Raw genomic sequence first — 12,451 nt, forward strand, 5'->3', positions numbered from 1 at the left:
TGATACGCCAAGGTATCAGACTAAGGATTCCCCTAGTTTTTTAGGGGTTCAGTCTTCATCCCGTGGGTGATAGCATAAATAAAAAAAGGAGTCCCAATGCGTAACTTTACTTCTAAGCAAGATTTCTGTTCATGGTTGAATGAGTTCGAGTCACCAATCCTCATCCCAGAGTGGGCGCTACACCAAAATATTGTATCGGTTGATCCGCGTGGATCATTTGTTATCACCTTACCTTTTGCCGCTAATCAGCTTGCGGTTGAATTGGAACAGTGGATTCACTCTCAGATTGAACAACAGCTTGTTAGCGCTTTTCAGTTTGAAGTGAAGGTGAAGCCGTCTGCGTTAGAAACCACGGTTGCGACACCATTGAAGGGGGTGAAGAACATCATCGCCGTGACATCTGCAAAGGGTGGGGTGGGTAAATCGACCACTTCAGTCAACCTTGCTTTGGCTTTATCTAAGTCTGGTTCAAAAGTGGGTTTGTTGGATGCGGATATCTATGGTCCTTCTGTACCTATGATGCTTGGCCAATTAGATGCGAAACCAGAAGTCCAGAATAACAAGTGGATGATGCCAATCGAAGCGCACGGTATTTTCACTCACTCTATCGGTTATCTTGTGTCGAAAGATGACGCTGCGATTTGGCGCGGTCCAATGGCGGCCAAGGCTTTAGGTCAGCTTGTTAACGAAACCGTATGGCCAGAGTTGGATTATCTAGTTATTGATATGCCACCGGGCACGGGCGATATTCAGCTGACGTTATCGCAACAGATCCCAGTGACCGGGGCTGTAGTGGTGACCACTCCTCAAGATTTGGCGCTAGCGGATGCACGTAAAGGCGTAGCGATGTTTGATAAGGTGAGTGTGCCAGTCGCAGGCTTAGTTGAAAACATGAGCTATCATATTTGTAGTCACTGTGGTGAGAAAGAGCATATCTTTGGTGTTGGTGGTGCCGAAGCTATGTCAGAAGAGTTTTACCTCGATATTTTGGCACAGATCCCTCTTCATATTGATGTGCGAGAAGATATCGATGCAGGTTGCCCGACGGTGATTCGTCGTCCAGATAGTGAACATACACGTCACTACTTAGAGCTTGCAGAGAATGTGGCTGCGAAGATGTTCTGGACCGGCAAGGCGAGACCAGAAGCGATTAACTTCTCTATGGTTGAATAACGAATCTATGGTTGAATAGCGCAAGTTAATCACAAAGTCGTTTAAATATAGTTTGGATTAGATAAACAGCGGTGGATTTAAGTCAATATCCATTGGGCTTGTGCAAATAGTTGTAGGCAAGTTATTTGAAAGCAAACGATTGCATTCATTAAATGCATTGATATCATCAATTTGACTGCAATTAGCTAAAATGGCGACTAGAATCTATGTGCTTTAGCCCCTATAATCAGGCGGTTTATCTCTTCCCACCACCAAACCATATCGGGTGCAAAATTAATGTCTGATAATAATCAATGTGTCATCGTAGGTATCGCTGGCGCTTCAGCTTCAGGAAAAAGTCTGATTGCTAGTACAATTTATAATGAATTGCGCGAAAAAGTAGGCGACCATCAAATTGGTGTTATCACGGAAGATTGCTATTACAGCGACCAAAGCCACTTGAGTATGGAAGAGCGTGTTAAAACTAACTACGATCACCCAAATGCACTAGATCATGATCTTTTATGTGAACATCTACAGCAGCTAATGAGTGGCAACGCCGTAGAAGTTCCTGAATACAGCTACACAGAGCACACACGTACTTCTGAAACGACTACACTTACTCCAAAGAAAGTGATCATTTTAGAGGGTATTCTGCTTCTAACAGACCCGCGTCTTCGTAAACTAATGCACGCAAGTGTGTTTATGGATACACCATTAGACATCTGTCTATTACGCCGTGTTAAGCGTGATGTAGAAGAGCGTGGTCGTACAATGGACACTGTACTTAAGCAATACCAAGAAACAGTACGTCCAATGTTCATGCAGTTTATCGAGCCTTCAAAACAACATGCAGACATCATCGTTCCTCGTGGTGGTAAAAACCGTATTGCGATTGATGTGCTAAAAGCGCACATTGCGAAGTTGTTGAAGTCTTAATCGAATAAAATTTTGCCTAAGTGACTCACTTAGCTTTATTTTTTACCGAATCAGTGGCACTTTTATAGTGCCACTTTCTTTTGGAATCTAAGCAAGGAATATGCGGATGAAGAAACTACTCATTTTCATAGCTGTACCAGTGTTTGTTGTCGTTGCAGCAATTCTGGCACTAGTGCTGTTAGTGAATCCCAACCAATTTAAGCCATTAATTGTCGAACAAGCCCAAAAACACACAGGCCTAGAGCTAGTGATCGAGGGTGATATCAGCTGGCAATTCTTCCCATCCATTGGCTTTGAACTTGGTCAAACTGAATTACGCAACCCTGAAGGTTTTACGCAACCTAACCTATTTAAGGTTGATACCGTTGGCGTTGACGTTTCGGTTACTCCGCTATTTAGCAACCAACTAGAGATCGGCAACATTACTCTAGATGGTGCAGAATTCTATTTAGAAACGCTTAAAGATGGTCGCAAGAACATTGATGCACTAACGCAAGCGTCAGCGCCTCAAGAATCTGAGCCTGCAGCAGGCACAAGTTCTGAATCAGCGCCTGCCCCTCAAGAGCAAACTACCACAGACGCATCGGGTTGGACGATCAACCTTGCAGGCGTAACTGTATCAAACGCATTGTTTGAAATGGACGACAAGCAAGCGGGTTCATTCACTAAGCTATACGATGTGTCTTTGAATCTTTCTGAGTTTGCCGTTGATACATGGACAACCGCGACATTTGCGGCTTCTGGTGAGAACAATCAACAGAAGTTCTCTGCACAAGGCAGTGCAGAATTCAAATTAGCTGAAGGCTTTGCAAGTTACGCACTTCGTAATATCGACTTAAACGCTAAGTTCAATGATCCAGCGACGTCGATTGAGTCAGCAAAAATTGGCTTGAATACGTTTGAGTTCGATAAGGTAAACCAACTGACTTACGCTGTAATCGGTAATGCAGCTGGCCTTGACCTTGATCTTAAAGGTGGCGGTGAACTTACTGTTGATAGCGCGATTTCAAAAGTAACGCTGAACAAGTTAACGTTAGACTCAACATTCAAAGGCGACACGCTTCCTCAGTCTCCAATGAAAGTCGACATGCTGTCTGACTTAAGCTTCGATCTTAACAAGAGCCACCTGAGCTTTGTGTTAGAGAAGCTACAAGCTAACGCTATTGCATTAGACGGTAAAGCAGACGTAATCCTATCTGAAATACCAAAGGTTCGTTTCTCTCTTCATAGCCCGAACATTGATTTAGATGAATTCTTAGGCTTAGGCAATACAACAGAAACAGCGAGCACAGCGCCTTCTGGTTCTGCTGGTGGTTCAACGTCAAGTTCTGGTAGTTCAGATCCAGCTAAAGAAGTGGAACCTGATCTGTCGGCTCTGAAAACGTTAGACGTGAAAGGTGACATCACGATTGATAAGTTCAAGGCGAACAACGCGAAGATGCAGAATGTTAAAACCGCATTTTCGGTTAACCGTGGTATCGCAGAGCTAACCTCATTCACCTCGAATCTTTACCAAGGTTCTATTTCTGCTACTGCAAAGTTAGACGCTCGTAAAACACCAGCGACTTACACGGCTAAGAAGAAAATCAAAGGCGTGAAAGTACAACCGTTACTGGTTGATGTTGCAGATAACGATATGCTGGAAGGTACCGGTAATATTGATGTCAACGTGAAAGGTAAGAGTCTAACTCCGACGGGTATCAAGAAAAACCTAGTCGGTACTATCGCGATTAACTTTGAAGATGGTGCAGTTAACGGCATCAACGTAGCTCAACTGATTCGAGAAAACTACGCTAAGATCAAGGGCGAGAAAGTTGAAAGCACAAATGAAGCTCAAAAAACGGACTTCAGTGCAATGAAAGCGACGCTGAAAGTGGATAAAGGTTGGGTTTCAACTAACGACTTATCAGCACAGTCGCCACTGTTACGTGTGACAGGTCAAGGTAAAGCAAACTTCATCAATGAAACGGTCGACTTCCTTGTGCGTACATCAATTGTGGGTTCACTTGAAGGTCAGGGCGGTAAGAGCATCGACGACCTGAAAGATGTGACTATCCCAATTAAGGTAACAGGTCAGTGGGCCGCCCCGAAATTTGCACTTGTTTTTGATGATGTATTGAAACAGAAAGCACAGAAAGAAATTGATCGTAGTTTAGAAAAGTTAGACGAAAAGTACGGTGACAAGATCAAAGATGAGAAAACAAGAGACGCAGTAAACGGTCTACTAAAAGGTTTGTTTAACTAGTCTTCATCTCATTTAAAAATGAACAAAGCGCCACTCCTGTTGTAGGAATGGCGCTTTTTATTTTTGGCTCGATAATACTCAAGAGAGATTCCCTATGACACTCGTCCCTCGCTCTAGGGAATGACGATAGGCCGTCGTCCTTTGTTCAAGAGCGTAACGGCCTAGTGGTCGTCATCCTCGAGAGGGAAGAATGACCGAGTCGGGGATCTCTGGTTGAAGGTGATTACCAGTCAACGCCTTGTAGCGCTTTAACACCAGATTCAAAAGCGTGTTTCACATTGCGAACTTCAGATACTGTATCTGCTATCTCAGTAAGAGTACGGTGCGCGCCACGACCTGTAATGATGACAGACTGCATCTTCGGGCGGTTATTCAACGCCTCAACCACTTCATCGAGTTCGATGTAACCGTAGCTAACCATGTAAGTCAGTTCATCAAACAGAATCACATCGATCGACTCATCAGCCAGCATGCGTTGGCACTCTTTCCATACACGCTGCGCAGCTTCAATATCTTGCGCTTTGTTCTGAGTTTCCCAAGTAAAGCCTGTGCCCATGACTTGGAACTCGACATCAAGCTTTTGCAGAACGTTTTTTTCGCCGTTATCCCAGGTACCTTTAACAAACTGAGCAACGGCGCATTTCTTACCATGACCAACTGCACGTGTAATCGTACCAAAACCGGATGTTGATTTACCTTTACCGTTACCCGTGATGACCAGCAATAGGCCTTTTACTTCTTGTGCTGCAGCGACACGTGCATCGACTTGTTCTTTTACTTTCTGTTGTCTTGCTTTGTGGCGTTGTTCTTTGTTGTCTTCAGTCGACATAACAAATCCTTTTAAGTTGTGATTGCGTCTATCATAGCCTAACTTAACGATAGCAAAAACCATCGGAAGAACAGGTGATTAGGGATGAAAAAGATACTCGTAGTTTGTATGGGGAATATTTGCCGCTCGCCAACAGGTGAAGCGGTGCTAAGGAAGAAAGCGCAACAGCTGGATATTGATGTTGTGGTCGACTCTGCGGGGACGATTGGTTTTCATCAAGGCAACCCGCCAGACTCGCGATCCAAATCTGCAGGAGAGAAGCGAGGCTACAGCTTTAAGGGGATTACTTCTCGTAAAGTGGTTGATAATGACTTCGAAGAATTTGACCTGATACTCGCGGCAGATAGAGCCAATTTAGACGACTTAATGAGCCAGTGTCCAGCTCACTTCCAATACAAGCTTGCGTTATTTTTAAGCTTTGGAGAGTCACAATATCAAGAGATCCCCGATCCGTATTATGGTGAGGGAAATGGTTTTGAATTGGTGTTGGATTTAATCGAAGAGTCTAGCGAAGCGATACTGCGTTCGATGTAATGTAGGAACAATGTACGTCGTTTTGTTATCAGCGTAAGGGCTGACCGATAGGTATAAAAAAGGCCGACATTGAATGTCGGCCTCTCTAAATCTAACTTAAAGCTACAGCTAAGATTACTTAGACATTACTTTGTAGATTGGGTCTTCTGCAACGTTCGCTTCAACTAAGCTACCTGCTTTGTGCAGCATAGCAACACAGTCTTGGCTTAGGTGGCGAAGGTGAAGTGTTTTACCTAGCGCCGCGTAACGGTCAGCAATCGTGTCGATCGCTTCAATTGCAGAGTGGTCAGTCACGCGTGAGTTTGCGAAATCAACGATTACATCTTGTGGATCGTTGTATGCGTCAAACAACTCTAGGAAGTTAGCCGTTGAACCAAAGAAGATTGGGCCGTTAACTTTGTACTCTTTTGAGCCTTCAGCGTTTACTGATGTATCTGCGTAGATGTGTTTAGCATGTTGCCAAGCAAACATTAGCGCAGAAGCGACAACACCAACACCTACTGCCACAGCAAGATCAGTCAGTACTGTTACTACGGTAACAAGAACGATAACGAAGAAGTCTTGTTTAGGAACGCGACGCGCAAGCTTGAAGGTTGCCCATTCAAATGTGCCGATAACAACCATGAACATTACGCCCACAAGTGCTGCTAGAGGAATCATTTCAATCAGTGCAGAACCGAACAGGATGAACATCAGTAGTGCAACTGCGGCGACGATACCTGAAAGACGACCACGACCACCTGAGTTTACGTTGATCATCGATTGACCGATCATCGCACAACCACCCATCGCACCGAATACAGAACACGTTACGTTAGCCATACCTTGACCAACACATTCACGGTTAGATTGACCACGAGTGTTTGTCATTTCATCTAGTACTGTCAGTGTCAGTAGAGACTCGATCAGGCCGATAGCCGCAAGGATAATTGCGTACGGTAGGATGATCTGTAGTGTCTCAAAAGAAAACGGAACAGCAGGAATAGAGAACGTTGGTAGAGAACCCGCTAGCGTTGCAGCTTCGTCACCAGACATTGTACGTAGGAAGTCGACAACAGTGCGAGTTTCAAGGTCAAGACCGACAACCAAAGCCGTTACTGTAACAATAGCAACCAGTGAAGATGGTACCGCTGTTGTTAGCTTAGGTAGGAAGTGGATGATAGCCATTGTAAGGGCTACTAAACCCAGCATGAGTGTCATTTGACCGCTTGGTAGCCAAGTTAATGCACCTGTTACGTCTGGCGCTTTAAACTGACCAAGCTGAGCTAGGAAGATAACAATGGCCAAACCGTTCACGAAACCAATCATTACTGGGTGTGGAACGATACGGATAAATTTACCTAGTTTAAATACACCTGCTGCAATTTGCAGAAGGCCAGCCAGCATAACGGCTGCGAATAGGTATTGAACACCATGGGTTGCCACTAGGCTCACCATTACAACGGCCATTGCGCCGGTTGCGCCAGAAATCATACCTGGACGGCCGCCAAAGACAGAAGTGATTAAACCTACGATGAATGCTGCATAAAGACCAACCATTGGGTCAACGCCAGCAACAAAGGCGAATGCTACAGCTTCAGGTACCAGAGCCAGGGCTACTGTAAGACCTGAAAGCACGTCATTCTTTACAGAGTGCTTTGAAAATTGTGGGAATTCGAACATGTTTGCTCAGCTATGCTTAAGATGGATTTACCGACACGGGTGTATTGCGTAGCCAAACAGTGATGGAAAAGAGCGGCAATAGCGAAGTGTCGAAAAGATAAGTGCGCGAATGCTACCCAAAAATGTGATTAAGTTCAAGGTTGAACCTAACTTTGAGTAATATATCTGTTAATTTTTATTCGATTAGTAGATATGAAAAAGGCTGCTTTAATAAGCAGCCTTTGATTCTATTTACTCGCGATTACCTATCAGTAATCACTAGTAGTTTGGCTTAGTCATCGCCGCGCCAGCTTTGTTCGACGCTGCCTGACTGCCTGCACCTTTCGATACAAAACGTTCAGTGCGGAACGGAGCTGCAATCACTTCAATCTCTTTGATCTCTTGAGGACCAGGAGCTTTAGTCATTGGTGAACCGGCTTGCTTCTTAGCAACAGCTGCCTTTGGTGCCGCTTTAGGAGCTTCTGCTTTAACAACAGGTGCTTCTTCAACTTTTGCACTTTCAGCTTTAGGCGCTTCAGCTTCAACAACTGGTGTTGTTTCTGCTTGCACAGCTTCTGCTACAACAGGCGCTTCAACTTTCGTCGCTTCTGCAATCACTGGAGCTTCAACTTTCGCGGTTTCAACAACCACTGGTGCTTCTTCAACGACTGCAGGAGCTTCAACTGCAGCAGGAGTCTCAGCTACTTGAGCTTCAACAGCAGCATCTTCACGACGGATGATAACTTTACCCATTGCAAGCTCTGGACATGCGAAGCCGCCAGTCATTGCTACGTTGCTTTGTGGTGCCGTCTCTAGAGCAACATTCTGCTCTTGAACAGATGTTTGAGCTTCAGCTGCTACTTGAACTTCAGCCACTTCAGGCTTTGCCTGCTTGTGGTGAGGTTTTGGAATGAAGCGAGGCATCACTTTACCCATAGCCATCTCTGGAGAAGCTACACCACCTTTACGTAGGCGGAATGGGTTAGGGCGACGATCACGACCGCGACGACGACGTTGACCACTTGCACGTAGGTGACGTGGAGAACGACGGTTACGACGTTGTTTCGGCTCTTCCTGTTCAGTTTGCTCTGCATTCGCTTGAGTTGCTTCTACTTGTTCCGCAACTTTTTGCTCTTGAGCTACTGACTGTTCTTTTGAAACAGATAGTTCTTTAGCAGCAACCTGCTCTTTTGAAGCGTTATCTTCAGCTTGAGCTTGTTGGTCTTTAACACGAACTTGCTTGTTCAGTTTACGACGCTGACGACGCTCTTTAATCTTAGCTGCTTTCGCTTCAGGTTTAGCCTTAGGCGCTTCCGGTTTACCAGCTTGTGCTTCTGCTGCTAGCTGTAGACCTTCTTCTGCTAATTTAGATGGTGCTTGCTCTTCGCGTTGCTTCTGCTCATCACGTGGCTTGTTGCGACGGTCTTGCTTAGGCTTGCGAGGCTGACGAGTTTGCTGTGGAGCTGCTTCTTTTTGCTCTTCAGGCTTCTCATCACGAGCTGGCTTACGGCGGCGTTTGTTGTCACGGTTTTCGTTACGATTGTCACCACGTTCACCACGGTCGTTACGCTGTTCGCCACGCTCACCACGTTGGTTACGACGACGGTTATCGTTACGATCACGGCGTTGACGGTTGCCGTTGTTACGATTGTTTTTAGGTTTTTCTTCTTCTTTCTTCTCTTCTTCTTTTTTCTCTTCTTGAGTTGAAGAGCCAAATAAGAAGCTACCGATAGCTTTGAAGAAACGACCAATTAGGCCTGGTTCTTGAGTCGCTGCTGGTTCAGCTTTCTTCTCTTCTACAGCTTTAGGTGCTGGAGCAGGAGTTGGTGCTGATTGAGCAGGAGCTGCGAAGCCTTTCAGAGCAGGTTCTTCGATCTTCTTAGGACGAATAGTCTGTTCAGCAGGCTCTTTGCTTTCCGCTTCTTTTAGAGCTTCTAGCTTGTTAGGCAGCAAGTAAGATAGTAGATCGAACTCTTCACCTTCACGAACACGGATAACCTCAAAATGCGGCGTTTCCATGTCTGAGTTAGGAACAACAGTGATCTTAACTTCTTGGTTCTTCTCGATGTGGTTTACTGAGCGACGTTTTTCGTTCAGAAGGTAAGAAGCGATTGGAACAGGCACAACAGCAAGTACTTGTGCTGTGTTGTCTTTTAGAGCTTCTTCTTCAATCAAACGTAGAACAGAAAGTGCTAGAGATTCGTTATCACGAACAACACCAGTACCTGTACAACGAGGACAAATGTGGTGGCTTGCTTCTGCTAGTGATGGGCTCAAACGTTGACGAGACATCTCTAGAAGACCAAAGCGAGAAATACGACCAATCTGAACACGTGCGCGATCTAAACGAACGGCATCACGTAGACGGCTTTCTACTTCGCGTTGGTGGCGAACCGGGGTCATATCGATAAAGTCGATTACAACAAGACCACCTAGGTCACGTAGACGTAATTGACGTGCAATTTCATCGGCAGCTTCTAGGTTAGTGTTAAGTGCTGTTTCTTCAATATCGCCGCCCTTTGTTGCACGAGCAGAGTTGATATCGATAGAAGTCAGTGCTTCTGTTGGGTCGATTACGATAGAACCACCAGATGGAAGACGAACTTCACGTTGGAAAGCAGATTCGATCTGGCTTTCAATCTGGTAATGGCTGAATAGTGGCACTTCACCATCGTATTTCTTAACGCGATTCATGAAATCTGGGCGTATTAATTGAATGTGCGCTTGTGCACGTTCAAAAATAGTATTGCTGTCGATTAGAATCTCGCCAATATCACGACGTAGATAGTCACGAATTGCGCGAACAATAACGTTACTCTCTTGGTGAATTAGGAAAGGAGCTGCATTTGAATCAGAAGCTTGCTTGATAGCGCCCCAATGGTTCAATAGAACATTCAGGTCCCACTCTAGCTCTTCTGCGCTTTTGCCAACACCCGCTGTACGCACGATTAAGCCCATACCTTGAGGAAGCTCAAGAGTGCTTAATGCTGCTTTCAGTTGAGTGCGTTCATCACCTTCGATACGACGAGAAATACCGCCAGCACGAGGGTTATTAGGCATAAGAACTAAGTAACTACCAGCCAAAGAGATGAAAGTTGTCAGTGCAGCACCTTTGCTACCACGTTCTTCTTTCTCTACTTGTACGATTACTTCTTGGCCTTCTTTTAGCACTTCTTTAATGCTAGGACGGCCTTGGTATGTATAACCTTCAGGGAAGTATTCGCGGGCAATTTCTTTAAGAGGGAGGAAACCGTGACGTTCTGCGCCGTAATCAACGAATGCCGCTTCTAGGCTTGGTTCAATACGGGTAATACGTCCTTTGTAGATATTCGCTTTCTTTGACTCGTGACCTGGACTTTCGATATCTAGATCGAACAGTCGTTGGCCATCAACCAAAGCGACACGCAACTCTTCTTTTTGAGTTGCGTTAATTAACATTCTTTTCATTTAGAAATTCTCATTGTCTTTTCTTATTTTCATCATTGTTCTTATCGCTTTATTTCGTTTCTCATGGTGCCAGATCCCATGGCTTTATCGGTGCAGCCTCCCGGCTGGAGAGGGATGCTCTGGGGCACGTCAGTCATCATAGGGAGTTAGCCTATGATCCGCGATGTGGCGGTGAATACTCAACATGAGTGTACGTGAGTAGAGCGATAAGGAACTCAGTTGACCGTGTCTTACGCCGATTGCAGCACTGTCTAATCTGAGTTATCTACTCATTTACTTGCTTATGAATGGTTAGCTGTTTAAATAATAGTCAAACCACTGATAGCAGCTGTGAACTATAGCAGCGGTCGGTAAACACAGCAATCTGCTTTGTCGGAATGCTGTAAAAAAAACAGTTTTTGTTTGGGTTTTGATAGCTCTAACTCACTGTCTATAAATAATTTATCAATTGATATTTTAATTTGCAGGAATCTTGGTGCTTTTTTGTTCGAAGAATCAAAGAAATATAGAACTTCGGCGACCATTTTGGGATAGATCGGTAAGGATTAGGGATAAATAAGTTCGGAATAGGGCTAAGAAAATCTCAATTATCAAAAGTGACAGTGATACAATAGCGCAATGAGCGAAATTAGAACCCAAGTCCAATTCGTCGACATTGACGAAGATATGGCTGGTCAGCGTATTGATAACTTCTTACGCAACCAATTAAAAAACATCCCGAAAAGCATGATTTACCGAATCGTGCGTAAAGGCGAAGTCCGCGTAAATAAAAAACGCATTAAGGCTGAGTACAAACTAAAAGCTGGCGATTTAGTTCGTATCCCTCCGGTTACTATTGAAGAGAAAACAGAAGAGAACGTGCCGAGCACGAAACTCAACAAGGTTTCAGAATTAGAACAGTGCATCATTTATGAAGATGATCACATGCTAATTCTTAACAAACCGTCTGGCACTGCTGTTCATGGTGGTAGCGGATTAAAATTTGGCGCGATTGAAGCATTACGTGCTCTTCGCCCTGATGCTCGTTTTCTTGAATTAGTGCACCGTATCGATAGAGATACGTCTGGCATTTTGCTTGTTGCTAAGAAGCGCTCGGCGCTAAGACACCTTCAAGCACAGTTCCGTGAAAAAACGGTTCAAAAATACTACTTCGCTTTAGTTATGGGCGAATGGAAGAACAGCTGCAAAGTCGTCAACGCACCTTTGTTGAAAAATGAAGTGAACAGCATTGTTCGAGTTAACCCGAATGGTAAAGCTTCTGAAACCCGTTTTAAGGTTTTAGAAAAATTCCAAGAGGCGACGTTGATTCAAGCAAGCCCAATTACAGGCCGAACACACCAAATTCGTGTGCACGCTCAGTATACTGGTCACCCAATTGCTTGGGATGATCGCTACGGTGATCGTCGTTTTGACGCTTACACGGGTAAGGTTGGTCTTGATCGTCTGTTCCTACATGCAGCAAACATCAAGTTCACACACCCAGGTAGTGAAGAGAAGATGGATATCTCGGCGCCAATGGAAAGAAGGCTAGAGAAAGCCCTAACTGGTTTACGTAAGCTTTAAGAAGATACGAGATACGAGATACGAGATACGAGATACGAAGGTATAGAGTGCCTCTAAATTTGTTCTTCAGTATCCATAAATGAGAAAGGTTGACGAATATC

Annotated in this window: 8 protein-coding genes; 5 read left to right on the plus strand and 3 right to left on the minus strand. The window is 44.7% G+C overall.

The features are described 5' to 3' along the window. Nucleotides 1-96: 96 nt before the first annotated feature. The 3 genes from apbC to A6D97_RS05520 all read left to right on the plus strand — a co-directional run bounded on the left by apbC (nucleotide 97) and on the right by A6D97_RS05520 (nucleotide 4,336). On the plus strand, nucleotides 97-1,173 hold the full coding sequence (gene apbC, locus A6D97_RS05510) for an iron-sulfur cluster carrier protein ApbC (protein WP_017063474.1): 1,077 nt from the start codon (nucleotides 97-99) through the stop codon (nucleotides 1,171-1,173). A 276-nt stretch (nucleotides 1,174-1,449) separates the two neighbouring features. Beyond that, a complete protein-coding gene (udk, locus tag A6D97_RS05515) occupies nucleotides 1,450-2,091 on the plus strand; it encodes a uridine kinase (protein WP_004734002.1) in 642 nt (213 codons plus the stop codon). Between the two features lie 106 nt (nucleotides 2,092-2,197). Beyond that, nucleotides 2,198-4,336 carry an AsmA family protein gene (locus tag A6D97_RS05520; protein ID WP_065583973.1) on the plus strand — a complete coding sequence of 713 codons (2,139 nt, stop codon included), beginning with the start codon at nucleotides 2,198-2,200 and terminating at the stop codon, nucleotides 4,334-4,336. Nucleotides 4,337-4,559: 223 nt separating this feature from the next. Here the strand turns inward: A6D97_RS05520 and cobO are convergent, their stop codons facing one another. Beyond that, nucleotides 4,560-5,165 (minus strand): cob(I)yrinic acid a,c-diamide adenosyltransferase, encoded by a 606-nt coding sequence (gene cobO, locus A6D97_RS05525; protein WP_017062158.1) that lies wholly within the window; start codon nucleotides 5,163-5,165, stop codon nucleotides 4,560-4,562. An 84-nt stretch (nucleotides 5,166-5,249) separates the two neighbouring features. Between cobO and A6D97_RS05530 the strand changes: the two genes are divergently transcribed. Next, nucleotides 5,250-5,699, plus strand: coding sequence for a low molecular weight protein-tyrosine-phosphatase (locus tag A6D97_RS05530; protein ID WP_029235137.1), 450 nt, complete (start codon nucleotides 5,250-5,252; stop codon nucleotides 5,697-5,699). Nucleotides 5,700-5,813: 114 nt separating this feature from the next. Here A6D97_RS05530 and A6D97_RS05535 read toward each other — a convergent pair whose 3' ends face one another. Continuing rightward, nucleotides 5,814-7,361, minus strand: a complete 1,548-nt coding sequence (locus tag A6D97_RS05535) for a SulP family inorganic anion transporter (RefSeq protein ID WP_017063477.1) — start codon at nucleotides 7,359-7,361, stop codon at nucleotides 5,814-5,816. 258 nt (nucleotides 7,362-7,619) lie between these two features. Beyond that, nucleotides 7,620-10,787 carry a ribonuclease E gene (gene rne / locus A6D97_RS05540; protein ID WP_065583974.1) on the minus strand — a complete coding sequence of 1,056 codons (3,168 nt, stop codon included), beginning with the start codon at nucleotides 10,785-10,787 and terminating at the stop codon, nucleotides 7,620-7,622. A gap of 618 nt (nucleotides 10,788-11,405) precedes the next feature. Here rne and rluC point away from each other — a divergent pair. Further along, complete coding sequence (gene rluC / locus A6D97_RS05545; protein WP_017054981.1) at nucleotides 11,406-12,350, plus strand: 23S rRNA pseudouridine(955/2504/2580) synthase RluC; 945 nt, start codon at nucleotides 11,406-11,408, stop codon at nucleotides 12,348-12,350. Nucleotides 12,351-12,451 lie beyond the last annotated feature (101 nt).

Origin of the sequence: Vibrio sp. ZF57, from assembly GCF_001691235.1 — a bacterium.
Taxonomy (GTDB): Bacteria; Pseudomonadota; Gammaproteobacteria; order Enterobacterales; family Vibrionaceae; genus Vibrio; species Vibrio crassostreae_C.